The sequence below is a fragment of the Paeniroseomonas aquatica genome (assembly GCF_030409335.1).
GTDB classification, from domain to species: Bacteria; Pseudomonadota; Alphaproteobacteria; order Acetobacterales; family Acetobacteraceae; genus Belnapia; species Belnapia aquatica.
Map to the genome: position 1 here is coordinate 88,544 of NZ_JAUFPN010000153.1, position 24,106 is coordinate 112,649.

24 protein-coding genes are annotated in these 24,106 nt (G+C 68.9%); 13 read left to right on the top strand and 11 right to left on the bottom strand.

The features are described from left to right. Both QWZ14_RS15585 and QWZ14_RS15590 read right to left on the bottom strand, forming a co-directional pair. A complete protein-coding gene (locus QWZ14_RS15585; protein ID WP_290317655.1) occupies positions 1 to 1,071 on the bottom strand; it encodes a cysteine desulfurase family protein in 1,071 nt (356 codons plus the stop codon). Beyond that, a complete protein-coding gene (locus QWZ14_RS15590; RefSeq protein ID WP_290317656.1) occupies positions 1,068 to 1,580 on the bottom strand; it encodes an Rrf2 family transcriptional regulator in 513 nt (170 codons plus the stop codon). Before QWZ14_RS15590 ends, QWZ14_RS15585 begins: the two co-directional genes overlap by 4 nt. A gap of 411 nt (positions 1,581 to 1,991) precedes the next feature. Between QWZ14_RS15590 and QWZ14_RS15595 the strand changes: the two genes are divergently transcribed. The 3 genes from QWZ14_RS15595 to pxpA all read left to right on the top strand — a co-directional run bounded on the left by QWZ14_RS15595 (position 1,992) and on the right by pxpA (position 4,412). After that, a complete protein-coding gene (locus QWZ14_RS15595) occupies positions 1,992 to 2,660 on the top strand; it encodes an alpha/beta hydrolase (protein ID WP_290317657.1) in 669 nt (222 codons plus the stop codon). A gap of 76 nt (positions 2,661 to 2,736) precedes the next feature. Then, complete coding sequence (locus tag QWZ14_RS15600) at positions 2,737 to 3,687, top strand: tripartite tricarboxylate transporter substrate binding protein (protein WP_290317658.1); 951 nt, start codon at positions 2,737 to 2,739, stop codon at positions 3,685 to 3,687. Between the two features lie 5 nt (positions 3,688 to 3,692). After that, positions 3,693 to 4,412, top strand: a complete 720-nt coding sequence (pxpA, locus tag QWZ14_RS15605) for a 5-oxoprolinase subunit PxpA (protein WP_290317659.1) — start codon at positions 3,693 to 3,695, stop codon at positions 4,410 to 4,412. A gap of 36 nt (positions 4,413 to 4,448) precedes the next feature. Here the strand turns inward: pxpA and QWZ14_RS15610 are convergent, their stop codons facing one another. Further along, positions 4,449 to 5,429 (bottom strand): amino acid ABC transporter substrate-binding protein, encoded by a 981-nt coding sequence (locus tag QWZ14_RS15610; RefSeq protein ID WP_408903695.1) that lies wholly within the window; start codon positions 5,427 to 5,429, stop codon positions 4,449 to 4,451. Between the two features lie 136 nt (positions 5,430 to 5,565). Here QWZ14_RS15610 and QWZ14_RS15615 point away from each other — a divergent pair, with 136 nt between their 5' ends. Then, a complete protein-coding gene (locus tag QWZ14_RS15615; protein WP_290317662.1) occupies positions 5,566 to 5,895 on the top strand; it encodes a GNAT family protein in 330 nt (109 codons plus the stop codon). 213 nt (positions 5,896 to 6,108) lie between these two features. After that, the gene (locus QWZ14_RS15620; protein ID WP_290317663.1) at positions 6,109 to 7,065 is read left to right on the top strand and encodes a Bug family tripartite tricarboxylate transporter substrate binding protein; all 957 of its coding nucleotides are present in this window, start codon (positions 6,109 to 6,111) and stop codon (positions 7,063 to 7,065) included. A gap of 47 nt (positions 7,066 to 7,112) precedes the next feature. On the opposite strand, the gene QWZ14_RS15625 is transcribed toward QWZ14_RS15620, so the two are convergent. Then, positions 7,113 to 7,691, bottom strand: coding sequence for a YqaA family protein (locus QWZ14_RS15625; protein ID WP_290317664.1), 579 nt, complete (start codon positions 7,689 to 7,691; stop codon positions 7,113 to 7,115). 179 nt (positions 7,692 to 7,870) lie between these two features. Between QWZ14_RS15625 and QWZ14_RS15630 the strand changes: the two genes are divergently transcribed. Then, positions 7,871 to 9,115 (top strand): MFS transporter, encoded by a 1,245-nt coding sequence (locus QWZ14_RS15630; RefSeq protein WP_290317665.1) that lies wholly within the window; start codon positions 7,871 to 7,873, stop codon positions 9,113 to 9,115. Between the two features lie 10 nt (positions 9,116 to 9,125). Here QWZ14_RS15630 and QWZ14_RS15635 read toward each other — a convergent pair whose 3' ends face one another. Further along, on the bottom strand, positions 9,126 to 11,180 hold the full coding sequence (locus tag QWZ14_RS15635; RefSeq protein ID WP_290317666.1) for a TonB-dependent receptor: 2,055 nt from the start codon (positions 11,178 to 11,180) through the stop codon (positions 9,126 to 9,128). Between the two features lie 97 nt (positions 11,181 to 11,277). On the opposite strand from QWZ14_RS15635, the gene nikR reads away from it, so the two are divergent. The 3 genes from nikR (at position 11,278) to QWZ14_RS15650 (ending at position 14,112) form a co-directional block, all read left to right on the top strand. Next, positions 11,278 to 11,736: a nickel-responsive transcriptional regulator NikR gene (gene nikR, locus QWZ14_RS15640; protein ID WP_290317667.1), complete on the top strand. Its 459-nt coding sequence runs from the start codon at positions 11,278 to 11,280 to the stop codon at positions 11,734 to 11,736. A 116-nt stretch (positions 11,737 to 11,852) separates the two neighbouring features. Beyond that, positions 11,853 to 12,902 (top strand): phosphotriesterase family protein, encoded by a 1,050-nt coding sequence (locus QWZ14_RS15645; RefSeq protein ID WP_290317668.1) that lies wholly within the window; start codon positions 11,853 to 11,855, stop codon positions 12,900 to 12,902. 103 nt (positions 12,903 to 13,005) lie between these two features. Further along, the gene (locus tag QWZ14_RS15650) at positions 13,006 to 14,112 is read left to right on the top strand and encodes a DSD1 family PLP-dependent enzyme (protein ID WP_290317669.1); all 1,107 of its coding nucleotides are present in this window, start codon (positions 13,006 to 13,008) and stop codon (positions 14,110 to 14,112) included. 36 nt (positions 14,113 to 14,148) lie between these two features. On the opposite strand, the gene QWZ14_RS15655 is transcribed toward QWZ14_RS15650, so the two are convergent. Beyond that, complete coding sequence (locus QWZ14_RS15655) at positions 14,149 to 15,198, bottom strand: D-alanyl-D-alanine carboxypeptidase family protein (RefSeq protein ID WP_377751037.1); 1,050 nt, start codon at positions 15,196 to 15,198, stop codon at positions 14,149 to 14,151. Between the two features lie 521 nt (positions 15,199 to 15,719). Between QWZ14_RS15655 and QWZ14_RS15660 the strand changes: the two genes are divergently transcribed. From QWZ14_RS15660 to QWZ14_RS15675, 4 genes are all read left to right on the top strand, one after another. Next, complete coding sequence (locus tag QWZ14_RS15660) at positions 15,720 to 16,241, top strand: phasin family protein (protein WP_290317672.1); 522 nt, start codon at positions 15,720 to 15,722, stop codon at positions 16,239 to 16,241. Positions 16,242 to 16,544: 303 nt separating this feature from the next. Continuing rightward, positions 16,545 to 16,937 (top strand): ATP-dependent Clp protease adapter ClpS, encoded by a 393-nt coding sequence (clpS, locus tag QWZ14_RS15665; protein WP_290317673.1) that lies wholly within the window; start codon positions 16,545 to 16,547, stop codon positions 16,935 to 16,937. 256 nt (positions 16,938 to 17,193) lie between these two features. Further along, entirely contained in the window at positions 17,194 to 19,560 is a 2,367-nt protein-coding gene (gene clpA / locus QWZ14_RS15670; protein ID WP_290317674.1) for an ATP-dependent Clp protease ATP-binding subunit ClpA, read from the top strand. An 86-nt stretch (positions 19,561 to 19,646) separates the two neighbouring features. After that, positions 19,647 to 19,991, top strand: a complete 345-nt coding sequence (locus QWZ14_RS15675) for a carboxymuconolactone decarboxylase family protein (protein WP_290317888.1) — start codon at positions 19,647 to 19,649, stop codon at positions 19,989 to 19,991. A 20-nt stretch (positions 19,992 to 20,011) separates the two neighbouring features. On the opposite strand, the gene QWZ14_RS15680 is transcribed toward QWZ14_RS15675, so the two are convergent. The 5 genes from QWZ14_RS15680 to QWZ14_RS15700 all read right to left on the bottom strand — a co-directional run bounded on the left by QWZ14_RS15680 (position 20,012) and on the right by QWZ14_RS15700 (position 24,022). Next, a complete protein-coding gene (locus QWZ14_RS15680) occupies positions 20,012 to 20,134 on the bottom strand; it encodes a hypothetical protein (RefSeq protein ID WP_290317675.1) in 123 nt (40 codons plus the stop codon). A 252-nt stretch (positions 20,135 to 20,386) separates the two neighbouring features. Then, positions 20,387 to 20,839: an NUDIX hydrolase gene (locus QWZ14_RS15685; protein ID WP_290317676.1), complete on the bottom strand. Its 453-nt coding sequence runs from the start codon at positions 20,837 to 20,839 to the stop codon at positions 20,387 to 20,389. A gap of 89 nt (positions 20,840 to 20,928) precedes the next feature. Beyond that, positions 20,929 to 21,558 (bottom strand): uracil phosphoribosyltransferase, encoded by a 630-nt coding sequence (gene upp, locus QWZ14_RS15690; RefSeq protein ID WP_290317677.1) that lies wholly within the window; start codon positions 21,556 to 21,558, stop codon positions 20,929 to 20,931. Between the two features lie 11 nt (positions 21,559 to 21,569). After that, complete coding sequence (locus QWZ14_RS15695) at positions 21,570 to 22,775, bottom strand: URC4/urg3 family protein (RefSeq protein WP_290317679.1); 1,206 nt, start codon at positions 22,773 to 22,775, stop codon at positions 21,570 to 21,572. After that, positions 22,772 to 24,022: a GTP cyclohydrolase II gene (locus QWZ14_RS15700; protein ID WP_290317680.1), complete on the bottom strand. Its 1,251-nt coding sequence runs from the start codon at positions 24,020 to 24,022 to the stop codon at positions 22,772 to 22,774. Before QWZ14_RS15700 ends, QWZ14_RS15695 begins: the two co-directional genes overlap by 4 nt. Between the last annotated feature and the right edge of the window lie 84 nt (positions 24,023 to 24,106).

The following is a 24,106-nucleotide window of genomic DNA, read 5'->3' on the forward strand; positions in this document are numbered from 1 at the left end:
TCAGGCCGCGGATTTCGAGAGCCGAGCGCGCATGGCTGCCCAGGCGGCGAGGAAACGCTCGGCGGCATCCTCGGGCGCATTCCAGGGCAGCGAGACCCGGATACCGCAGCCGGCCAAGGGGCCGAAGCCCATGGCCGCGAGCACCGGGCTGCGCGCCACCTTGCCCGAGGAGCAGGCGGCCCCGGCCGAAACCCGGATACCGGCGAGGTCGAGGGCGATGACCTGGGTCTCGGCGGGGACACCCGGCAGGATGAGACAGGTCGTATTGGGCAGGCGCGGCGCCCCGGCGCCGGCGACGATGGTGTCGGCGCCGGCCTCGATCCGGTCGCGCAGGGCCGCCAGCCGGGCCGGATCCACCGGCGCCGAGGCGGCGGCGGCCAGCCCGGCGAGGGCCGGCAGCGGCTCCGTCCCCCCGCGGCGGCCGCGTTCCTGGCCACCGCCGGCGATCAGCGGCGGCAGTTGCAGTCCCGGGCGGAGCAGCACTGCCCCGGCACCCGGTGGTCCCCCCAGCTTATGACCGGACAGCGCCATCGAATCGAAATCGGTGGGCAGGGGGACCCGGCCTGCAGCCTGAACCGCGTCCACGTGCAGCAGGGCGCCCCGCTGGCGGCACAAGGCCGCAGCCGCGCTCAAGGGATGCAGCACGCCGGTTTCGTTGTTCGCGGCCATCAGGCAGACCAGGGCGGGCCCGCCCTGCAGCAGCGTCGCCAGGACGTCGAGGTCCAGCGTGCCGTCGGCCAGCACCGGGATGACCTCGGCCTCGGGACCGGCGGCGGCCAGGACGGCCGGATGTTCCGTGCTCCCGACCAGCAGGCGGCGGCCCGGGCGCAGGCCGTGGATTGCCAGCGCATTGGCCTCGGTGCCGCCGCTGGTGAAGATCACCTCGCCGCTGCGGGCGCCGAAGCGACGGGCCACGGCCTCCCGCGCGTCTTCGAGCCGCCGCCGCGCCGCGCGGCCCTGGCCGTGCACCGACGACGGGTTGCCCCCCGCGTCCAAAGCCGCCAGGACGGCCGCCCGCGCTTCCGGCCGCAACGGCTCGGTCGCATTGGCATCGAGATAGAGGGCGGTCATGGGCCGAGGCCGGGCCCGGCAGGCTCCACCACCGGGCAGTCCCGGCTGGGAACCGCTGCCCGGCCGCGAACATTGCCGGATACCACATCGGCCAGGGAAACATGCGCCAGGAAGAGCCGGATCTGCTCGCCCAGCTCGGACCAGAGGTCATGGGTCAGGCAGCGGTGACCGGCCAAGCATCCTGGCGCGCCCTCCTCGCAACGGGTTGCTCGCAGCGGCTCATCGACCGCGTCCACGATCGCGGAAACGGTGATCGCATCGGCCGCGCGGGCCAACCGATAGCCACCGCCGGGACCCCGCGCGGACGCAACGAGGCCGGCCCGACGCAAATGGCCGAACAACTGTTCGAGATAAGCGACCGAGAGTTGTTGGGCTTGCGCGATATCCGCAAGCGACACCGGCCTGGATGCTGGTTTTTCCTGGCGGACCGCGGCGCAGCCAGCGTCTTGCCGGGCCGCCAATTCGACCATCGCCATGACGGCATAACGACCACGGGTGGAAAGTCTCATGCCTTGGACCTCTACCATCAGGCGCGCTGGAGGCGGCTTTCGTGGCCTTGATCAAGGAACATGGGGGCCATGCCTTGAATCCGTTATGAAACTCGGAGTCAGATGCCTATATTCCCGTCATCCTCGGATCCGGGAGCCTGTCCGGGGATATCGACCATGAACCGGAGCCAAAGCTGCGCGATGTATCCATCCCTGCAAGGGGGCATCGCATCAGTCAGGCTATTTTGTCCGACCATCCTAGTCAACCATTCGGCGGCTGGTGGACAGAACCGGATATGGACGGTGGCTGGTGCGGTGCCAGCCAGGACTTCCCCACCAAGCGTCAGTGCGCGCTTGGCCTGTCGGCGGAGCCAGCATTCCCGTCGGCAGCCCAGACGCGCGCGGCACAACCGGAATTGGACCCACGGGACGATGCCTGAGGTCATGTTCGCCGGCCCCGACGGCCGGCTTGAAGGCCGCTACCACCATTCGAAGCAGCCGAACGCCCCGGTCGCGCTCGTGCTGCACCCGCACCCGCTGCATGGCGGGACGATGAACAACCGGGTGACCTACGCCCTCTACCAGCGCTTCCAGTCCATGGGCTTCTCGGTCCTGCGCTTCAATTTCCGTGGGGTCGGGCGTAGCCAGGGGCGTTATGACGGCGGGATCGGGGAAATCTCGGACGCGGCCTCCGCGCTCGACTTCCTGCAGGCGGTGAACCCTAACTCGCATAGCCTCTGGGTCGCCGGCTATTCCTTCGGCTCCTATGTCGGGATGCAGCTGCTGATGCGGCGGCCCGAGATGGGTGGCTTCGTGTCCATCAGCGCGCCCGCCAGCCACTACGACTTCGGCTTCCTCGCCCCATGCCCGTGCAACGGCCTGATTCTGCACGGTGCGGCGGATGAGCTGGTGCCGGAATCCTCGGTGAAGAAGCTGGTCGACAAGCTGAATACCCAGCGTGGCATCACCATCGACTACCGGGTGATGCAGGGCGCCGGCCACGTCTTCACCCCCGAGGAGACCGAGCGGGTGGTGGATATGGCCGAGGACCATGTGAACAGCCGGATGAACCGCAGCCGGATGGCTCTGGCCGCCGATTGAGTTCTACCAGGATTTGCGGGATCAAAGGCCGGCGGGGTGACCCGTCGGCCTTTTCCATGTCTGGGGGAAACTGAGAATGACCACCCGCCGCCTGTTGCTGACCACCCCCGCGCTGCTGCTGCCGGGCACCGCCCGGGCCGAATTCCCGGACAAGCCGCTGACGATGGTGGTCGCCTTCGCGGCGGGGGGCGGGACCGACCTGGCCGCCCGCACCCTGGCCCGTTACATGGAAAAGGACCTGGGCCAGCCCGTGGTGGTGGTGAACCGGCCCGGGGCCGGCGGCGAGATTGGCTTCGCCGAGCTGGCACGCGCCAAGCCGGACGGGCTGACCATCGGCTTTATCAACACCCCGCATATCGTCACCCTGCCGATCGAACGGCGCACGCGCTTCCGGCTGGAGGACTTCAGCCCGATCGCCAATATCGTCGATGATCCCGGCGCCCTCTACGTCCTGACCGACAGCCCCTATCGCAGCCTCGCCGACCTCATCGCCGCAGCGAAGGCGGCACCGGAGACGATCAGCTACGGCACGACCGGCATCGGCTCGGACGATCACCTCGCGGTCATGGCCTTCGAGCGGCAGGCCGCAGTCAGGCTGCTGCATGTTCCCTATGGCGGCAGCGCCCAGGTGAAGCAGGCGCTGCTGGGCCGGACCATCGCGCTCGGCTCGATGAATGTGGCGGAAGGGGTCCAGGAAAGCCGGCAGGGGCTGATGCGGATGCTCGGCCAGATGGGCGAGCACCGGACCGAGGTGGCCGGCGACGTCCCGACCTTCCGCGAGGCCGGCTTCGACGTGGTCGAAGGCTCGATGCGCGGCATGGCGGCGCCGGCTGGCATGCCGCGTCCGGTGCTGGAGCGGCTCTCGCTCGCGGTGCGGCGGACCGTGGACAATCCGGAGTTCCAGGCCAATGCCGTGCAACAGATGCTGCCGCTGCGCTTCCTTGGCCCGGATGCCTATCTCGCGGAGCTGATGGCGCTGCGGGTGAGGTACCAGGCACTCTGGGCCGAGCATCCCTGGCGGGAGTGAGCGCGATGGCCACGATCAACTGCGACATGGGCGAGGGCTTCGGCCTTTATCGCATCGGCGCCGACGCGGCGCTGATGCCGCTGATCGACGTCGCCAACGTCGCCTGCGGCTTCCATGCCGCCGACCCGGTGCAGATGCGCGCGACGGTGCGGCTGGCCCGCGCGCATGGGGTCGCGGTCGGCGCGCATCCCTCGCTGCCGGACCTGCAGGGCTTCGGCCGGCGGGAGATGGCGATGGGGCGGGAGGAGCTGGCGGCCTGCCTGATCTACCAGATCGGCGCGCTGTCGGGCTTCCTCGCGGCGGAGGGGATGACCCTGCATCACATCAAGCCGCATGGCGCGCTCTATGGCATGGCGGCACGGCTGGAGCATGTCGCGGCGGCGATCTGCGACGCGGCGGACGTGTTCCGGGTGCCGATCTTCGGATTGCCCGGGACCCTGCACGAGACGCTGTACCCGGCCCGCGGCCATCGCTACGTGGCCGAGTTCTATGCCGACCTCGACTACACCGATGCCGGCGGCCTCATCATCACCCGCGAGCATGCGCCGGTGGATCCGGCCGAGGCGGCCCGGCGCTGCCGCCGGGCGGTGCGGGACGGCCGCGGGACGTCGATCGGCGGCGTCGACATCCCGGTCGGGCGCGACAGCGTCTGCATCCATTCGGACACGCCGAATGCGGTCGCGGTTGCCGAGGCGGTGCGGGCGGCGGTGCGTCCCGGCGAATAGGAGGGAAGTCGCCCAGGCTGGCCTTGCTGCGGCTGCCTATTGCCAAAGCCAGGACATCAGCATCCCGCCCTCGGTCCAGGGCCGGTTCAGTCCGCGTTCCATGCCGAGCACCTTGCCCGGCCCGCGGTCGAAGACCTCGCCGTAATTGCCGACCTGCCGCACCACCTCGAAGGCCCAGCCGGCGGGAAGCCCCCAGCCGGTGCCGACGTTCTCGGTGAGGCCGAGGAAGCGGCGGATCTTCGGGTCGGTGGTCGTCGCGCGGATCTCGGCCACGTTGGCCTGGGTCAGCCCCATTTCCTCCGCCTGGATCAGCGCGAAGACCGCCCAGCGGGTCAGCGCCGCCCATTCGGCGTCGCCGTTCCGGACCAACACGCCGTGCGGCTCCTTGAAGACTAACTCCGGCAGCAGCACGAGGTCCGCCGGGTTCGGCGCCGCGGCGCGGTTGCCGGAGAGGTTGATCATGTCGTTGCTGATGGCATCGCAGCGTCCGGCCTGGAAGGCGGCCTGGATGGTCGGCGGCGTGTCGAAGGGGATGGTGGTGATGCGGATGTTCTTCTGCCGCGCCCAGTCCGCCAGGTTGCGCTCGATCTCGCTGGCGAGCATCGCGCAGAAGGTGGCGCCGTCGAGCTGCGCCGCGCTGGTGATGTTCAGCCGGCGATGCACCAGCACGCCCTGGCCGGTGAAGAAATGCGGCACGGTGATGGTCAGGCCGAGCTGGCTGTCGCGGGCCAGGGTCAGCGCCGTGGTGCGCGACAGCAGATCCACCTCGCCGGATTGCAGGGCGGTGAAGCGGGTCGCGGTGGTGGTCGGGATCAGGCGGGCCTTGCCGGCGTCGCCGAACATCGCGGCCGCCACTGCGCGGCAGATGTCCACGTCGAAGCCACGCCAGATGCCCTGGGCATCGGGCTGCGACATGCCGGCAAGGCCGGTGGATACGGCGCAGCGCACTTCGCCGTTGCGCTTCACCGCGTCGAAAGTGCTGCCGGCCTGAGCGGGGGCCGCAAGGCCCAGCAACACCGCTCCCACGATCGCCAGGGGGCTGGATGTCCCTGCCCAACCTGCCAGGATATGCCGCATCACCCGTTCTCCGGTCATGCCGTGACCGTGACGAGCATGGCGCCGCGGCGGCCCGGCCGCCAAGGGGAGGATGCGCATGACCATCCGGATTCGCGCGGTGGAACAGCCGGATCTGCCGCTTCTGCTCGCACTCTACCGGCATCTGAGCACCGAGGCGCCGCCGGAGCCGGAAGCGGCGGCGCGGAGCTGGCAGGCACTGCTGGCCAATCCAGCGATTACCATCTTCCTCGGGCAGCGCACCGGGGAGCCCATTTGCACCTGCACGCTGGTCATCACGCCCACCCTGACCCGGGCGGCGCGGCCCTTTGCCCTGATCGAGACTGTGGTGACCCATGTCGACCGCCAGGGGCATGGTCGGGCGGTGCTGCGCACCGCACTCGACGTCGCCTGGGCGGCGGATTGCTGAAAGGTGATGCTGCTCACCGGCCCGAAGCAGGATTCGACCATGCGCTTCTACGAGGGCGCCGGCTTCCGCCTTGGGGAAAAGACCGGCTTCGTCGCCTGCCCTGTAGGCCTCGCGTGACGCGGCGCCCGCGCTGCCGTTGCAATAGCCGAGCCGTCATGGTCCGATCCCGTCCAAGGAGCCGCACAGAGAAGCGGATACCGGGAGGATCGTCCGATGGACCGACGCACCCTGCTTGCCGGGCTGGTGGGTTTCCCGCTTGCCACCCCCGCGCTCGCCCAGAGCTTTCCCGACCGGCCGCTCAGCATGGTGCTGGCCTTCCCGGCCGGGGGCGGCACCGACGTGGCAGCGCGGCCCCTGGCCCGGATCATGGAGAAGTACCTCGGCCAGCCCGTGGTGGTGACCAATCGCCCCGGCGCCTCGGGCGAGATCGGCTTCACCGAACTCGCCCGTGCCAGGCCGGACGGCTATACGATCGGCTTCATCAACACGCCCACCATCGTCACCATCCCGATCGAGCGCCCCGCGACTCGCTTCCGGCTGGATGACTTCGCCCCGGTGCTGAACATCGTGGACGACCCCGGCGCCATCTGGGTGCTGCCCGACAGCCCGATCCGCACGGTCGCCGACCTTGTGGCGGAAGCGAAGCGGCGCCCCGGCCAAGTCAGCTACGGCACCTCCGGCATTGGCTCGGACGACCACCTGGCGGTACTGGCGCTCGAGCGGGCGACCGGGACGAAGTTCCTGCACATCCCCTTCGCCGGAGGGGCCCCGGTGCGCACCGCCACCCTGTCGAAGCAGATCGACTTGGCGGTGACGAACATCGGCGAGGCAATCGGCGACTTTCGTCAGGGAATGTTCCGGCCGATCGGCCAGATGGGTCCCACCCGCTGGCCGGTGATGGCGGATGTCCCGACCTTTCGGGAGCAGGGCTTCGATGTGGTCGAGGGCTCGATGCGAGGCCTGGCGGCACCGGCCGGTCTGCCGCGCCCGGTGCTGGACCGGATCGTGGACGCCGCCCGCAAAGCGGTGGCGGATCCCGAGTGGCAGGCGGTTGCAACGCAGCTCGCCTTGCCGCTCCGCATCCTCGGCCCGGATGAGTACCGCGCCGAGCTGGTGACCATGAAAACCCATTACGAACAGCTCTGGGCCGTCCATCCCTGGCGGGAATAGTCAAGGCGGCTTCCCAGGATGCCGCCAACGTCCTGGGAAGGGCCAGGCTACAGGAACTTCAACGCGACGAAGCCCAGCACGATGGCGGCGGCGGCGCCGGTGGTGACCAACGTCAGGCGGCGCTCGATGAAGTCGCGGATCGGCGGCCCGAACCGCCGCAGCAGGAAGGCGAGCAGGAAGAAGCGCGCGCCGCGGGTGACGATGCTGGCGACGAGGAAGACGACGAAGCTGAAATGCGCCGCGCCCGAGGCGATGGTGACGATCTTGTAGGGGATCGGCGTAAGCCCCTTGATGAGGATCACCAGCGCGCCCCACTGGTCGTACCAGCCCTGGAAGCGGATCATCGCATCGGCATAGCCGTAGGCCGCCAGCACCGGCGCCGCCAGCGCGTCGAACAGGAAATAGCCGATGATGTAGCCGAGTATGCCGCCGAGCACCGAGGCCACGGTGCAGATCCCGGCATAGCGATAGGCCATCTCCGGCCGGGCGACGCACATCGGGATGAGCATGGCGTCGGGCGGGATGGGGAAGAAGCTGCTCTCGGCGAAGCTGACGCCGGCGAGATAGGCCGGGGCCCGGCGATGGGCCGCCAGCGCCAAGACGCGGTCATAGAGTGCACGCAGCATCAATGGTCCCCTGGGAGCAACGCAGGGGCCTTCGCACGCCCTCGCCTCAGGCGCAATTCACGGGACCATGGCCACGCACCACAAGCATGTGGGCGACAGGTTGCCATGCGCCTCGCGCGGTTGTCGGCAGGTGCCCTGCGATGCTCTCATGTCAGCGGATTGTGAGGAGATGACCCGCCATGGCTGGACCAATCGCGCCCGGCGTCAAGGTCGGAGTCGGGCTGCTGCTGGCCTGTGGCGTGATCACCGCTGCCCTGGCCATGGGCCTGCGCCAGAGCCTCGGGCTGTTCCTGGCGCCGATGACCCAGGCGCAGGGCTGGAGCGCCAGCGGTTTCGCCTTCGCCATTGCCCTGCAGGTGCTGGTCAACGGGCTGACCCAGCCGCTTTGGGGCCAGATGGCGGACCGCATCGGCGGGCGCACCGTCATCATGATCGGCGCCAGCCTGCAGGTGGTGGCGCTGGTCGGCATGGCCTTCTCGGACAGCCTGTTCTGGTTCACCTTCTTCGCCGGGGTGGTCATGGGCTGCGCGGTCTCGGCCGCCGGGATGCCGGTGGTGATGGCCAGCCTGACCCGGCTGCTGCCGGAGCGGCTGCGGGGACGGGCGACCGGGCTCGGGACCGCCGGTTCCTCCTTCGGGCAGTTCCTGGTGGTTCCGCTGGTCGCCTTCGGCATCTCGGGCGCCGGCTGGCAGGTGGCGATGCTGGTCATCGCGGGCGTCTCCCTGCTGATGATCCCGCTGGCACTGCCGTTGAACGACCAGGCGGCGAAGCCCGTGGCAGGTGCCCCGGCCGAGGAGAAGGCGGGCGTGGCGCTGCGCCGGGCCCTTGGCGACCCGACCTTCTGGTTCCTGTCCTTCGGCTTCTTCGTCTGCGGCATGCATGTCAGCTTCATGGCGGTCCACCTGCCGGGCTTCGTCGCCAGCTGCCACCTGCCGCTCGGCGTGGGCGCGGCCGCCATCAGCCTGATCGGGCTGTTCAACGTGGTGGGGTCGCTGACCGCCGGGGAGCTGTCCAGCCGATGGAAGCGGCGGGAGCTGCTGGTCATCATCTATGCCGCGCGCGGGGTGCTGATGGGCGGGTTCCTGATGGTGGACAAGACCACCACCTCGGTCCTGGTCTTCTCCGCGATCATGGGGCTGCTCTGGCTGTCCACGGTGCCGCCGACGGTCGCGCTCTGCGCCCGCAATTTCGGCACCCGCTGGCTGGCGACGATCTTCGGGCTGGTCTTCCTCGGCCACCAGATCGGCGGCTTCACCGGCGCCTGGCTGGGCGGCGTGATCTTCGACCGGACCGGCAGCTACGACCAGATGTGGCTGGTCTCGGTGATCGCCGCCTTCGGTGGGGCCTTCTTCTCCTCGCTCTGCCGGGACGGGCCGGCGGCGCAGGCGCCGGCGCGGCCGATCGGGCGGGTGGCCGAGGCCTGACGCCGGTCTGCTACAGGCTGGCGGCGACGGTGAAGCGCAGGGCCAGGGGCTCCGCCGGGTGGAAGTGGCGATCCTCCACGCCGCCGCCCGGTTCCCCCGGCAGGCGGGAGGCATAGAAGTAGTCGATCTGGCTCGCCTTGCTGTCGAACAGGTTGAAGGCGTCGAGTTGCATCCGCAACCCATTCTCGAAGCGATAGCCGAGGCGGGCATTGACCAGGGCGGTGGCGCGGGACTGCTGGCTGTTGTCCTCGGTCAGCGGCCGGGCACCGAAGTAGCGCAGCCGGGTGGTGCCGAACCAGCCGATGCCCTCGTCCACCGTCATCCCGGCCGCCAGCACGAGGTTGGGGGCGCCCGGGATGTAGCGGCCGGCCGGGTCGTCCTCGGTAAAGCGCGCCCGGGTCGCCGCGACGTCGAGATCGAAAGCCAGCCAGGGCCTCGCCTGATAGCGGTTGGTCCATTCCAGGCCGATGCGGCGGCTGGCGCGGCTTGGCTCGGTGGTGCCGGCATCGCCGAGGAACAGGATCTCGGAGCCAAGGGTCAGGACGAAGGCCGCGAGGCGGGATTCGAGCCCCGGCACCACCCGCGTGGCGAGGCCGATTTCCGCCCCCCTGGCCCGCACCAAAAGGGGCACCCGGGACAGCGGCGTCAGCCGATCCGTGGGATCGACCCGGATGGTGGCGCCGCGCAGGTCGTTGCTGTGGAAGCCGCTGCCGGCATTGACGAAGAATTCGGTGGCGGACCAGGGTCCGAGCACCAGGCCGGCCTTGGGGCTGGCGATCCACTCGCCCGCGGCGCCGGAGTTCAGGGCGGTGTCGCTGCGCACCCGGCCGCCGACCCAGTCGGTCCGCAGCCCGCCGGTCAGTCGCAGCCGATCCGCCAATTGCCAAGTGGTATCGGTGAAGACGCCGAGGCTGTCCTGCTGCACGGCGTCGCTCCGCACGGTGGCGAGCGGCGTGCGCGCCACGGTGCGGACCAGGGCGAGGCGGCTGTCGTCGTGCCGGAGCTGCAGGCCGACGCGGGTGACCGCCGCGCGTCCGGCCAGCGTCCAGGGGACAGTGTGGGACAGCTCGCCGCCGAGGATCCAGCGGCGGTCACGTTGGTTGAACTGGTCGCCATTCTCCGGGTCATCGAGGAAGTAGGTGAAGTTGCTGCCGAGGTCGAGGGTCGAGCGGATGGCATAGGCGCCGACCCGCGTCGTGCCGTGCTCGCCGCTGCGCGCCCAGCGGCCGGAGAGGCTGTAGCGCTCCGCCCGGCCGCCATCGGTCGGGTCCAGGGTGCCGAAGCGGTCGACCAGCCCTGCCGAGACGGCCCGGGCGGGGAGCTGGTCCGTCGCGTGCCAGCGGTTGGCATAGCCCATGGCGGTGAGGGAGAAGCCGTCGTCGGCAGTGCCCTCGGTGTAGCGCAGCATCCCGGTCAGGCGCCGCAGCTGGTCGGGGCGGCGCCAGGGGCCGTCGTAGGTCGCCACCTCGCCCGCAGCCAGCAGCACCCCGTTGCCGAGCGGCCGGGAGCCGGCGACGACGCCGCGCCAATAGCCGAAGCTGCCGGCCGTCGCCTGCAGCAGCGGGCGGTCGAGCTGGTTGGCCAGCTCCAGCCGCAGCGAGCCGGCGGTGGCGAAATCGCCGTCATCGGCGAAGTAGGGGCCCTTGCGGACCTGCAGGCCGCCCAGCAGCTCGGGGATCAGGAAGTTCAGGTCGGCATAGCCCTGGCCATGGGCATGGGTGCGCATGTTGACCGGCATGCCGTCGACGCTGATGGCGATGTCGGTGCCATGGTCCAGGTTGAAGCCGCGCAGGAAATACTGGTTCGCCTTCCCCTCGCCGCTGTGCTGGGTGACGATCAGGCCGGGGGCGGCTTCCAGCGCCTCCCCGATGCGGCCCAGCGGGCGGGCGGCGATGTCGCCCGCGTTGACCCGCACCTCGCTGGCCGTGGCGGACGGCACTACCGGGGCGGTGACGACCAGGGCCGGCAGGCTGCCCTCCTGCGTCTGGGCCACGGCGAGGCCGGAGGCCGCCGCCATCACCCCGGCCGCCAATACGCCTGCACCGATCCAGGGCCGTCCCGCCACGTCGAATCCTCATACAAATCTTGTAAATCGTCACACAATTCTTGCGGGAGCCGCAAGCCCTGGTGCATCCTGCGTGCAGGGCCGGGGGGGCGAGGGCATGGAGCGGGTGACCATCACCATCGACGAGGCGCTGCTCGGCACCATCGACCGGCTGGTCGCCCGGCGCGGCTATGCCAGCCGGTCCGAGGCGGTGCGCGACCTGGTGCGGGAGGCGGTGGACCGGGAGGCCGGGGATGACCCCGCCGCGCCCTGCGTCGCCACGCTGAGCTACGTCTACGACCATGGGGTGCGCGACCTGGCCCGAAGGCTGACCCGCTCGCATCACGACCACCACGACATCGCCGTCGCCAGCATGCATGTGCACCTGGACCATGAGGCCTGCCTGGAAGTCGCGGTGCTGCGCGGCCCGACCGGCGCGGTGCGGCGCTTCGCCGATGCGGTCACCAGCCAGCGCGGCGTCCGCCACCACAGCCTGCATCTGGTCCCGGTGCAGGAGGAGGCGGCAGGCCACGACCATGGGTCCGGGCCGCATGTCCATCCGCATACCCATGCCTGAGGCCGGCCCGAAGCCCGGTGCAAGCGGCCCGCGGCCGCGCTAGCCTGCCGCCACGGCCGCGATCAGGAGACCCGCATGACAGCAGCGATGCACCGATTCCCTGGCCTCGGCCGGCCATGAGCCGCCTGACGCGCGAGGCGCTGCGCGGCCGGGCCCAGACGGTGCTCGGGCCGGTGGATCCGGCGCTGCTGGGGCCGACGCTGATGCACGAGCACCTGATCTGGGACATCCGCAGCCCGGCGATGCGGGCCGATCCCGACCAGGGCGAGGAGATCACGCTCTGCAATTGCTTCGCCATCAACTACGGCCGCAAGCGCAAGGCCCCCGGCAACCTGCGCTTCCGCTGCGAGCCGACCGCGGTCGCCGAGCTGGCCGCGATGCGGACGGCGGGCGGGCGGACCATGGTGGAGCTGACCTGCGGCGGGCTGGACCCGGACCCGGCGGCGCTGGCCCGGCTGGCCGAGGCGGCCGGCATCCATATCGTCATGGGCTGCGGCCACTACGTGCACGAGTACCAGGACCCAGGAAACCAGGACCGCAGCGCCGAGGACTTCGCCCGGGAGATCGTCGACCAGGTGCAGGTCGGCGCCTGGGGCACGGCGGTGCGGGCCGGCATCATCGGCGAGATCGGCTGTCAGGCGCCCTGGACCGCGCAGGAGCAGCGGGTGATGGCCGGGGCGCTGCTCGCCATGGCGGAGACCGGCGCGGCGGTGAACGTGCATCCCGGACGCGACCCGGACCAGCCGCAGGAGGTGGCCGATTTCGTCCGCTCCCATGGCGCGGATCCCGGCCGCGTCATCCTCAGCCACATCGACCGCACGATCTTCGACGAGGCACGGCTGCTGCGCCTGGCGGATTCCGGAGTGGTGGTGGAATTCGACCTGTTCGGGCAGGAGGCGAGCTATTACGGGCTGTCCGATATCGACATGCCGAACGATGCCATCAGGCTGCGGCTGATCCGTGCCCTGATCGCCCGCGGCCATCTGGAGCGCGTCGTGATCAGCCACGACATCTGCTACCGCACCCGGCTGACCCGCTGGGGCGGCCATGGCTATGGCCACATCTTCGAGAACGTCCTGCCGCTGATGGCCGCCCGCGGCTTCACCGAGGCGGAGATCGCCGCCATCACGGTCGGCAACCCGCGCCGGCTGCTGACCTTCGTCTGACCTACGGCATCAGGGCCGGGGCTGGACGCGGCGCCGGCCGGGCCTGACGATGTGCGCCACATCCCGCCGTCGACCGCGGCGCCATCGAACCGGAGCACCCCTGATGCTGCAACCGCCGCCCGCCGCCCCCGGCATGCCCGAGGACGAGATCGACACGCCCGCCCTGGTGCTCGACCTCGACGCCTTCGAGGCCAACCTCGACCGCATGGCCGGCTTCCTGACCAATTCCCCGGTCAAGCTCCGCGCCCATGCCAAGACCCACAAGTCGCCGGTGATCGCCCGGCTGCAGATAGCGCGCGGCGCCATCGGCCAATGCGTGCAGAAGGTGGCGGAGGCCGAGGCCCTGGCCTGGGGCGGCATCCCGGATATCCTGGTCAGCAACCAGGTGGTCGGTGCCGCGAAGCTGGCTCGCCTGGCCGCCTTGCAGGGCATCAGCAAGGTCGCCGTCTGCGTCGACGACGCGGTGCAGGTCGGGGCGCTGGAACAGGCCGCGGCGGCGGCGGGCACCCGGCTGACGGTGCTGATCGAGATCGACTGCGGCGCGTCCCGCTGCGGGGTCCAGCCGGGGCCGGCGGCGGTGGAACTGGCGAAGGTCATCGCCGCCAGCCCGCATCTGATCTTCGGCGGGCTGCAGTCCTACCACGGCAGCGCCCAGCACAAGCGCGGCCCGGAGGAGCGGGCCGCCGCCATCGGCCATGCCGCCGAGGTCACCCGCCGCACGGTCGAGCAGTTGGCGCAGCAGGGGCTGGGCTGCGCCATCGTCGGCGGCGGCGGGACCGGTACCTTCGAGAATGAGGTGGCAAGCGGCGTCTATACCGAGATCCAGGCGGGATCCTATGCCTTCATGGATGCCGACTACGCCCGCAACGAGCAGCCGCCGCCGTTCCGCCAGAGCCTGTTCGTGCTGGCGACCGTCATGAGCCGGGCGATCCCCGGCGTCGCCGTGGTCGATGCAGGGCATAAGGCGGTGGCGATCGACAGCGGGCTGCCGCTGGTACACGGCCGCCCCGGCCTGCACTACGTCGGGGCCTCGGACGAGCATGGCAAGCTGCTGGTCGAGGATGGCGCGGCGCCGCCGCTGGGGGAGAAGCTCCGGCTGGTCCCCGGCCATTGCGACCCGACGGTGGACCGCTACGATTGGTATGTCGGGGTGCGGAAGGGCCGGGTCGAATGCCTGTGGCCCATCACCGCCCGTGGCGGCATGGGCTGACGCCGGCGGCGCCGAGCCTTCGCCGGCCCGATTGGGTCAGCGGCGATTCGGGCCGGTGGCCTTCGGGCGGCCGGGCCGGGCCGACGGAGCCTGGACGGCCCGCGCCGGGGCGCGCACGTAGCCGCGGCCGGAGTCGCCCTGCTCGATGCGGGAGGCAGCAGCCGGCGGACGGGCGTTCCGGGTGGTGACGGTGCGCAACAGCGAGGGCCGGGCAGCCAGGGCCTGGGGAGCCGCGCGCGCGGCGCGGGCCGCGACCTGGGCCTTGGACGGGCTGGCGGCAAGCTGCGGCCGCGGCTGGGCCCGAGCCGCCCGCACCGGCGCGGCCTGGGCCGCCGCCATCATCGGCGGCAGGCTCCGGTGCACGGTCGGTGCCACGCCCATCTGCATGAAGCCTTGATCCAGCAAGGCCATCATGTGGCGATCGCGCTCCCGCCCGGTGCGGCCGCCGAAGACGGCCGCGATCAGGCGCACCCCATCCCGCTGGGTGCTGGCGACCAGGTTGAAGCCGCTGTCGTTCACGTAGCCGGTCTTGATGCCGTCGGTGCCTTCGTATTCCTGCAGCAGCCGGTTGTGGTTCCAATGGGTCCGGCCGCGGAAGACGAAATGCGGCGTCGAGAAGAAGCTGTAGCGGCTGGGATGGTCCTGCATCAGCCGGCGGCCGAGCAAGGCCATGTCGCGCGCGGTGGTGACCTGATCCAGGTCCGGCAGGCCGGAGGCATTGCGGAAGGTGGTGCGCGTCATCCCCAGGGCCCGGGCCCTCAGGGTCATCATCTGGGCGAAGCGTTCCTCGGAGCCGCCGCCGAGGTATTCGCCCAGCGCCGCCGCAGCGTCATTGGCGGATTTGGTGACCAAGGCGAGGATGGCCTCCTCCACCGTCAACATCATGCCGGCGGTGAGGCCGAGCCGGGACGGCGGCATGGAAGCGGCATTGCCCGAGACCCGGATGACGCTGTCGAGGGTGGTGCGACCGTCCCGCAGGGCCTCGAAGGCCAGGTAGACGGTCATCATCTTGGTGAGGGAGGCCGGGTAGCGCTGCTCGTCCGGATTGGCGGCGATAAGTGTATTGCCGCTGCGGGCATCGGTCACGATGGCAGAGTATCGTTCGCTGCCGATCTGGGCTTGCGCTTGCGCAGCGAGCCAAACGGATAGTGCCAGGCCAAGGCCCAGGCGCGACATGGCACGGATCCGCAAGATCGAAGCCCCCCGACACGCAGCCTGCCCCCGCAAGCTGTCGAATCCCAGGCATCCTAGCGACGACGAAGTGGCCTTGTCCACCGGAATGGAAGCGGAACACTGAGACTGCAAAGGGTTAGGGGGGTATACTCGGAAACTAATCTTAAGCAGTTCAATCATTCGTAGTGATTGTGACAAATCCCGAGTGCCGGCGACGGCCAGCGCCCGTGCGTTGCGACGAGCAGAGTCGATGACACCGCTGACGCAGACCCAAAGCTGACGGTTTGCTGCGCTGCAAAAAACTCTTGCAATGTGCGTTATATTCGTCTTAAAGCATGCCATGCTGCAGTGCAGCAAATCGGTCGAGCCTGACGCCGCAGGGTGGGGGCCACGCCCGAGCCAGGGTCTCAGGGCCCCTTTCGAGGAGATAGACCATGACGGCAATGTCCGAGCCCAAAGCGGCTGACGTGAAGAAGCTGGTGAATGATGCGGCTGCCTCGGGCGCCGCCAAGACCCAGAAGCTGATTGGAACGGGCGCCGCGCAGGCGCAGATGACGGTGGAGAAGAGCATGGACCAGGCGAGCAAGGCGACCGACGGCATGATGAAGGCGGCCGAGCAGGCGGCGGAATTCAGCCGCGGCAATGCCGAGGCCTTCACCAAGGCGACGCAGGTCTATTTCGCCGGCGTGCAGGACCTCAGCAAGCAGACTATGGCGCTGATGCAGGGTCTGAGCGAGCACGCGATCGCCAGCGCCAAGGCGCTGTCCACGGTGAAGAGCCTGAAGGAGGCCACCGAGATCCAGACCTCCTATACCCGTACCGCGATCGAGAAGACGATGTCCGAGGCGACCAAGCTGCAGGAAGCCTCCCTGAAGCTGGTCGAGGCGTCCTTCGCGCCGATCTCCGCCCGCATGACGCTGGCGGTCGAGACCATGTCTAAGCCGATCGCGGCCTAAGCCAAACGTCTCGCCCGTCGGTCAGAAGACCGGCGGGCCAGGCTTCGGGGCCCGGCTCCGGCATTCTCCGCGTTGCGGGGCGTGCCGGGCCGGGCCCTTCTCGTTAGGGCAAATCGCCCTGCCTGGCTCGACTAGCTTCTGGTAACCCTTCCCCTGCTAGGGTGGGGCAACCATATCTTCCCCAGATCCCCGCTGGGCACTTCACCTTGCGCCTTCGGGGGCGATATCCTGTCCGGCAGGCCGGGTCATTCCGGCGTACCAGGATACCCGCAGGCGGGTGCAGGCCTGCCCACCAGGAACTTCATGAGCGATCAGGACAAGCGGATTATCGGAGCGGAACAGGGCGGATCGGGTCCCGACGGGGCGAATCCCCCTGGCGGGACGACGCCTGGGGACACCACGCCCAATACCGGCGTGGTCGTGAAAACCCGGACACGCACCAAAAAGCCGGCCATGTACAAGGTGTTGATGCTGAACGACGATTACACGCCGATGGAATTCGTCGTCCACGTCCTCGAACGGTTTTTCCAGAAGAACCGGGAGGAAGCCACCCGGATCATGTTGCACGTGCACCGGCGTGGGGTCGGGGTCTGCGGCGTCTACACCTATGAGGTGGCCGAGACCAAGGTGACCCAGGTGATGGACCTGGCCCGCCAGAACCAGCACCCCTTGCAGTGCACGATCGAAAAGGAATGATCGCACAAGGCGTCCTGCCCGGTGCATCCTGACGGGCAGGGCCGAAGGTGCTGGTGGTGGCGTGAGGGGCTGTTACCAAAAGGTGTTGGCACCCCGCCGAATGGGGGGCTCGCCCAGCGGAGGGGGAAGACCCAGCTTTCGGTCCAGCTTGGTTCTATCCGACGGTGTTTATTTGTCCGACGGTTTTTTAGGGGAAACCCGCCCTCGTGTCCGGATGTTCCTGGCATGTTGGGTTCCAACGGGGAGCGTCTTGAGCATGTTGTCCCGCAATCTCGAGCAGACGCTCCATCGCGCCCTCGGCCTCGCCAATGAGCGTCGGCATGAATACGCGACATTGGAGCACCTGCTTCTCGCCCTGACCGACGACACCGATGCGGCCACCGTGCTGCGGGCCTGCGGTGTCGACAACGAGAAGTTGAAGCGCGACCTGACCGAATTCTTGGACAAGGATCTGGCCGGGCTGGTGACGGAGCGGGCCGGGGATCCGAAGCCCACCGCCGGCTTCCAGCGGGTGGTCCAGCGGGCCGCGATCCATGTTCAATCATCGGGCCGGGATGAGGTGACGGGCGCCAATGTCCTGGTCGCCCTCTTCTCCGAGCGCGAGAGCCATGCGGTTTATTTCCTGCAGCTGCAGGACATGACCCGGCTAGATGCGGTGAACTTCATCAGCCATGGCATTGCCAAGGCTCCGGGCCGCACCACGAACCGGCCGGTGCAGGGCACGCCGACCGCCTCCTCCAACCCGTCCGGTCCCTCCGAGGAGCCAGAGAAGGAGGAGAAGCCGCGGGGTGGTCGCAGCCAGGATGCGCTCTCCAATTACTGCGTGAACCTGAACAAGAAGGCTGCGGCCGGGAAGATCGATCCGCTGATCGGCCGTGATCAGGAGATCGAACGGACCATCCAGATCCTCTGCCGCCGGACCAAGAACAACCCGCTCTATGTGGGTGATCCGGGCGTGGGCAAGACCGCCATCGCCGAGGGTCTGGCCAAGCGCATCATCGAGGGCGACGTCCCCGAGGTGCTGGCGAAGTCGACCATCTACGCGCTGGACATGGGCAGCCTGCTGGCCGGTACCCGCTACCGCGGCGATTTCGAGGAGCGGCTGAAGGCCGTAGTGAACGAGCTGGAGCAGCAGCCCGGCTCGATCCTGTTCATCGACGAGATTCATACCGTCATCGGTGCCGGCGCGACCAGCGGCGGCGCGATGGATGCCTCCAACCTGCTGAAGCCGGCCCTGGCCCAGGGCACGCTGCGTTGCGTGGGGTCCACGACCTATAAGGAATACCGCAACTACTTCGAGAAGGACCGCGCCCTGGTGCGGCGCTTCCAGAAGATCGACGTGAACGAGCCGTCGGTCGAGGATGCGGTCAAGATCCTGACCGGGCTCAAGACCAACTACGAAAAGCACCACAAGGTCCGCTACACCCCCGAGGCCATCCGGGCGGCGGTGGAGCTGTCGGCCAAGTACATTCATGACCGCAAGCTGCCGGACAAGGCGATCGACGTGATCGACGAGGTCGGTGCCTCCCGCATGCTGCAGCCCGAGGGCAAGCGGCGGAAGACTGTCACGTTGAAGGATGTCGAGGAGATCGTAGCGAAGATCGCCCGCATCCCACCCAAGTCGGTTTCCAACGACGACAAGGAGACGCTCCGCACCCTGGAGCGCGACCTGAAGTCCATGGTCTTCGGCCAGGAGAAGGCGATCGAGGCGCTGTCTTCGGCCATCAAGCTGTCCCGGGCCGGGCTGCGCGATGCCGAGAAGCCGATCGGCAACTACCTGTTCAGCGGCCCGACCGGCGTCGGCAAGACCGAGGTGGCCAAGCAGTTGGCGAAAACCCTCGGCATCGAGCTGATCCGCTTTGACATGTCGGAATACATGGAGCGGCATTCGATCAGCCGGCTGATCGGCGCCCCGCCGGGTTATGTGGGCTTCGACCAGGGCGGGCTGCTGACGGACAGCATCGACCAGCATCCGCATGCAGTGCTGTTGCTCGACGAGATCGAGAAGGCGCATCAGGACCTTTACAACATCCTGTTGCAGGTGATGGACCACGGCAAGCTGACCGACCACAATGGCAAGACGGTCGATTTCCGCAACGTGATCCTCATCATGACCACCAATGCGGGGGCCTCCGACATGGCCAAGCCGGCGATCGGCTTCGGCCGGGAGGCGCGCAGCGGCGAGGATACTGATGCGATCCAGCGGATGTTCACGCCTGAGTTCCGCAACCGTCTGGATGCGGTGGTGCCCTTCGCCGGGCTGACGCCGGAGATCGTCGGTCAGGTGGTCGAGAAGTTCGTTATGCAGCTGGAGGCCCAGCTGGCCGACCGGAATGTCACGATCGAGCTGTCCTCGGCGGCCAAGGAGTGGCTGGCGGAGCGTGGCTACGACCCGCTGAACGGCGCCCGGCCACTGGCGCGCGTCATCCAGGAGTACATCAAGAAGCCCCTGGCCGAAGAGCTGCTGTTCGGCAAGCTGGTCAAGGGTGGCTCGGTCAAGGTCAACCTGCGGGATGGCTCCCTGGCCTTCGATTACCTGGAAGCGGCCGCCCCCGCCCTGCCGAAGCCTGAGGAAGGCCCCGGCGATGGCGAGGCGGAGAAGGAGCCGGAGGCGGTGGAGTAGGCATTCCGCCGCACCCGACGGATACTATGGGCGCAGGGGGCATCCCCCTGCGCCCATTGCAATTCGGGGGAGCGAACATGACTGGGATCAAGGACTGGGACGCCTACAACACCACCACCCGTGCGCGGGGTAAGGAGTTGAGCGGGCTCCATCCGGAGCTGGTGAAGGGTTTCGGCGCCTTGGCACGTGGCGCTGCCACGACCCAACACCTCGATGCCAAGACGCGGGAGCTGATCGCCCTGGCTGTCGCCGTCACCACCCGCTGCGACGGCTGCATCGACGCGCATGTGCGGAAGGCCAAGGTCGCCGGCGCCAGCAAAGCGGAGATGGCGGAGGCGCTGGGCGTGGCGATCGCCCTGAATGCGGGTGCCGCCTTCACCTATTCGCTGCATGTCCTGGATGCGGCAGGCGACGAGACCGCTGCCGAATAGCAACCGGTAGCCAGGTCCTGTCAGGCTTCCGCTTCTTCAGGCAGCCGTGATTGCCCTTGCGGGATGAAGGCGCGCAGCTCCGACATCCCGATGGCATCGGGCCGGAGCCGACGCACCGCGGCGATGGCGATACCTGGCGCCATGCTCCAACTCCGCTACTGGTTGGCGATGGAGGTGTCGGTGCGGCCAAGCCCGCTGGCGGGCGCCTCGACCAGTGGCGGTGGTCCAGCACTGGCCCAGGCCACCAGGAAGCAGGTCCCGGTGGCTGCATGCGGAGATGGCGACACGGGGACACTGTCTCGACCGCATCCAGAGGCATCGGCGTAAGGGTCGCGCCCCGTTTCAGGGCGGCCGTCAGGTCGCGGCCGGGGCCCCCAGGCGTCGTGCGTCGATGATCAGGGTGACGGTGCCGAAAGCTGGAGCATCAGCGTGACCAGCCCACCTTCTTCCACGGCCATGGCCGCTTCGGATAGGGTGAACCAGCGCCGTTCCCGCTGCGACTTCTCCGGCCAGTCCTCCAGCAACCGATCGACCGCCAAGGGAAACACCTCGACGTCGCAGGTGACGGTGACACCGTTGTCCAGCCGCTTGGGATAGGTGTAGGCACCGATCGACGCCGTGCCAATCCGGCCGATGATGCCGGCCTCCTCGAAGGCCTCCTGCGCCGCCTGCTCCGAGCCTCGTCCGGGCTTTTCCGTCCAGCCCTTCGGCAACACCCAACGCTTCGTCTCGCGGCTGGTCACCAGCAGCACGTGCGTCTCGCCGTCCCGTTCCTGGAAAGGAAAGGCGGCACACTGGCAGCCTCGCTGCAATGAACGGGCTTTGGCAGGCTTACGCTTATTGGGCATGATTGCGTGGGTATTCAACCTCTTGGATCTGCAACCCCTATCTGTGACAGAAACAATCCGAGTCGTCCAGACATCTGGCTCCATCGAGACTATTTGGTGCCGAACATCCGGTCGCCTGCGTCGCCGAGCCCTGGGACGATGTAGCCATGGCTATCAAGATGGCTGTCGATGGAGGCGGTCCAGATCGGCACCTCCGGATGGACGCCGTGGAAGCGCTCGATCCCCTCGGGGGCCGCGAGCAGGCAGACCAGCCGCAACTCGTGGCAACCACGCTCCTTCAGCCGGTCCACCGCGGCCACCGCGCTGTTCGCCGTGGCCAGCATTGGGTCCAGCACGATGACGAGGCGTTCGGCCACATCGGGCGGCGCCTTGAAGTAGTATTCAACCGCCTGCAGGGTCTTTGGGTCGCGATAGAGCCCAATATGGGCGATCCGGGCCGATGGGACCAACTCCAGCATGCCATCGACGAAGCCCATGCCGGCGCGGAGGATGGGGGCGAAGACCAGTTTCTTGCCCGCCAGGATCGGTGTCTTCATCGTGGCCAGCGGGGTGGCGATCTCCACCTCCTCAAGCGGCAGGTCGCGTGTCACCTCATAGGCCAACAGCATGCCGATTTCGTTCAGCAGGCGGCGGAAGCCCTGGGTGGACCGCTCCGCGCTGCGCATCAGCGACAGCTTGTGCTGGACCAGCGGGTGACGGACGACATGGACTTGCCTCATGACCGGGTCCTTCAAAACAAGGTGCCATCGCTGGCGATGATCAAAGGCGGGCCCCCATCGGCGCGCCGCTCCGCCGCCAGGCGCCGGCCGGCCCACCAGCTGCCCCCTTCCAGCACGCGGGCAAGGGGGAAGGCTTCGGCCGTCATGCCGAGCCGGTCGCGTACCAGGGGGGCCAGGGCATCCAGCAGGGCGACGGTCAGCGCCCGCCAGCCGACGATCAGCGGCGAGCCCGGCGCATGCTCCCGCGCCGCATCTTCGGGATCGACCAGGCGAATGACGCCGAGGTCGAGGAAGAGCCCGCCATTGCGATACTCCGGCAGGCCGGTGAGGGCATCGATTCCGCTGACGCGCAGGCCTGCTGCCTCCAGCGGTTCGATCAGCGAATAGGCCAGCCATTGGGACAGCTTGTGGAAGGGCACCAGCCCATCCGCGGCGTCGATGCCGGGGTGGCGCCAGCAGTCGCCGAGGTTCACGCCGCCCAGGGTCTCCCGCCCCGGCCAGATGCCGCCGAGGTGGTGCAAGATCGCCAGCAGGATGGCCCGCGCCGGAAGGATGCCGGCATCGGCCTGCGCCGCCAGATGATCGAACAAGCCGCCGGGACGGCCGGCGAAGACCGTGGGGGCCGCAGCGACGACGCCGCCCAGGCGGCGGAGCAGGGCAGCGCGCCCTTCCAGGCCGATGAGCGGGTTGCCGGGCCCGACCTGGAACCCGGTGGCGAGATCGTCTGCGGTGAGGCCGGCGAGGCGGGCGGCATCGGCCCGCGGGCTGCGGCGATCGGTGGCGAAGGCGCCAGCGGTGAACATGGCGAAGCTGGCGACGGCAAGCCCTTCCGAACGGGCGAACTCGCGGCCGGTGCCGCTCTCCCGGTAGCGCCAGGCCATGCCTGCGCCGGCATCGAGCAGGACGGAGGTGATTGCGAGGTCGAAGGCCATGCGGGGATCACGCGCCTGCACCGCAGCCCAGCGGTCGATACCGCCGATGGCGAAGTGGCGCCAGCGGGCGTGGAAGGGCACCTCCAGGCTTGGGTAGTTCTGCCGGATCACCGCGGTGACGAGGTCGGCGGCAGCCGGCAGACGGGCGAGGTCCAGGCTCCAGCCGGCCAACCGCCCTTCCTGGGCGAGGGCGAAGAGTTCGCCGCAGCGCTGGCGCACGGCCTCCGGTGTCAGCAGGCGGCCAGCCAGGGCCCGGTCGCCCTCGGGTTCCGAAACGGTGCTCACATGCTGTCCATGGGCCGGCCGATGGTGCGGGCCAGTTCGGCCTCCGTCGGGGCATCGGGGGCGAAGTAGCCGGCGGCCTTCTTCGCCTCCATCTCCACCGAGGCATCGAGCGGGATGCGGTCGGCCGGGATCGGGACCCGCTCGCCGATATCGATGCCCTGGTCCACCATCGCCTCGTACTTCATATTGGACATCGAGATCAGGCGGTGGATCTTCGTGATGCCGAGCCAGTGCAGCACATCCGGCATGAGCTGCTGGAAGCGCGCATCCTGCACGCCAGCGACGCACTCGGTGCGCTCGAAGTAGGTCGCCGCCTGGTCACCGCCCTCCTGGCGCTTGCGGGCGTTGTAGACCAGGAATTTGGTGACCTCGCCGAGGGCCCGGCCTTCCTTGCGATTGTAGACGACAAGCCCAACCCCGCCATCCTGGGCCGAGCGGATGCTCTCCTCGATCCCCTGGATGAGGTAGGGGCGGCAGGTGCAGATGTCGGAGCCGAACACATCCGAGCCGTTGCACTCGTCGTGGACGCGGCAGGTGAGGGGCACCTTGCGGTTGGCCAGGTCGTGGGGCTCGCCGAAGATATAGACGGTGATGCCGCCCACGGGCGGCAGGAAGACCGCGAGGTCAGGCCGCGTCACGAGCTCTGGATACATGCCGGCGGTCTGCTCGAACAGGGTGCGCCGGAGCTCATGCTCGGAGGTGCCGAAGCGTTCGGCGATCCCCGGCAGCCACCAGACCGGATCGATGGCGGCCTTGGTGACGGATACGTCGCCGCCCCGGTGCAGCACCCGACCGTCGGGCTGCAGGCTGCCGGCCTCGATCAGGGCATTGAGCTCGGCCATGTTCAGCCGCGCCTTGGTGATGGCGATGGTCGGGCGGATGTCGATTCCCTCGCCGATCGCGTCGCCGAAGGCCTCGCCCACCACATGGCCCCAGGGATCGAGCGAGACGATCTTCCCCGGCTCCGACCACTGCGGATAGGGGCCGATATCGGTCACCGGCTGGGTATTGGCCAGGTCCGGCCGTTGCAACGGGGAGAGGGTACCGGCGGAGACCGCCAGGGCCCGGTACAGGGAATAGGAGCCTCCGTGCGTCCCGATGACGTTGCGGTCGGCCGGGCGCGTGACCGAGCCGATGACCGGGCCCCGCTCGGCCGCCGTGGGGGCCGCCCAGCGCAGCGGCCAGCGATGCGCCTGCGGCTCCGGGTGCGAGGTCAGGCGGATATGGCGCGGGGCGTTGCTGCTCATGGATCCCATCGGTTACGGGTGCGTGGTTAAGCTTGGCCGGATGTTGTGTCGCATCAAGGGTAAAGCGTCGGTTGCCCCATCCGG

What these genes read in the sequence shown, in the direction of transcription:
- QWZ14_RS15620 (WP_290317663.1), top strand. Translation starts at nt 6,109, where the DNA reads ATGGACCGACGCACCCTGCTTGCCGGGCTGGTGGGTTTCCCGCTTGCC.
- QWZ14_RS15625 (WP_290317664.1), bottom strand. Translation starts at nt 7,691, where the DNA reads ATGCTGCGTGCACTCTATGACCGCGTCTTGGCGCTGGCGGCCCATCGC.
- QWZ14_RS15590 (WP_290317656.1), bottom strand. Translation starts at nt 1,580, where the DNA reads ATGAGACTTTCCACCCGTGGTCGTTATGCCGTCATGGCGATGGTCGAA.
- QWZ14_RS15650 (WP_290317669.1), top strand. Translation starts at nt 13,006, where the DNA reads ATGCTGCAACCGCCGCCCGCCGCCCCCGGCATGCCCGAGGACGAGATC.
- QWZ14_RS15595 (WP_290317657.1), top strand. Translation starts at nt 1,992, where the DNA reads ATGCCTGAGGTCATGTTCGCCGGCCCCGACGGCCGGCTTGAAGGCCGC.
- pxpA (WP_290317659.1), top strand. Translation starts at nt 3,693, where the DNA reads ATGGCCACGATCAACTGCGACATGGGCGAGGGCTTCGGCCTTTATCGC.
- QWZ14_RS15630 (WP_290317665.1), top strand. Translation starts at nt 7,871, where the DNA reads ATGGCTGGACCAATCGCGCCCGGCGTCAAGGTCGGAGTCGGGCTGCTG.
- clpS (WP_290317673.1), top strand. Translation starts at nt 16,545, where the DNA reads ATGAGCGATCAGGACAAGCGGATTATCGGAGCGGAACAGGGCGGATCG.
- QWZ14_RS15615 (WP_290317662.1), top strand. Translation starts at nt 5,566, where the DNA reads ATGACCATCCGGATTCGCGCGGTGGAACAGCCGGATCTGCCGCTTCTG.
- upp (WP_290317677.1), bottom strand. Translation starts at nt 21,558, where the DNA reads ATGAGGCAAGTCCATGTCGTCCGTCACCCGCTGGTCCAGCACAAGCTG.
- QWZ14_RS15585 (WP_290317655.1), bottom strand. Translation starts at nt 1,071, where the DNA reads ATGACCGCCCTCTATCTCGATGCCAATGCGACCGAGCCGTTGCGGCCG.
- QWZ14_RS15600 (WP_290317658.1), top strand. Translation starts at nt 2,737, where the DNA reads ATGACCACCCGCCGCCTGTTGCTGACCACCCCCGCGCTGCTGCTGCCG.
- QWZ14_RS15685 (WP_290317676.1), bottom strand. Translation starts at nt 20,839, where the DNA reads ATGCCCAATAAGCGTAAGCCTGCCAAAGCCCGTTCATTGCAGCGAGGC.
- QWZ14_RS15680 (WP_290317675.1), bottom strand. Translation starts at nt 20,134, where the DNA reads ATGGCGCCAGGTATCGCCATCGCCGCGGTGCGTCGGCTCCGGCCCGAT.
- nikR (WP_290317667.1), top strand. Translation starts at nt 11,278, where the DNA reads ATGGAGCGGGTGACCATCACCATCGACGAGGCGCTGCTCGGCACCATC.
- QWZ14_RS15660 (WP_290317672.1), top strand. Translation starts at nt 15,720, where the DNA reads ATGACGGCAATGTCCGAGCCCAAAGCGGCTGACGTGAAGAAGCTGGTG.
- clpA (WP_290317674.1), top strand. Translation starts at nt 17,194, where the DNA reads ATGTTGTCCCGCAATCTCGAGCAGACGCTCCATCGCGCCCTCGGCCTC.
- QWZ14_RS15700 (WP_290317680.1), bottom strand. Translation starts at nt 24,022, where the DNA reads ATGAGCAGCAACGCCCCGCGCCATATCCGCCTGACCTCGCACCCGGAG.
- QWZ14_RS15645 (WP_290317668.1), top strand. Translation starts at nt 11,853, where the DNA reads ATGAGCCGCCTGACGCGCGAGGCGCTGCGCGGCCGGGCCCAGACGGTG.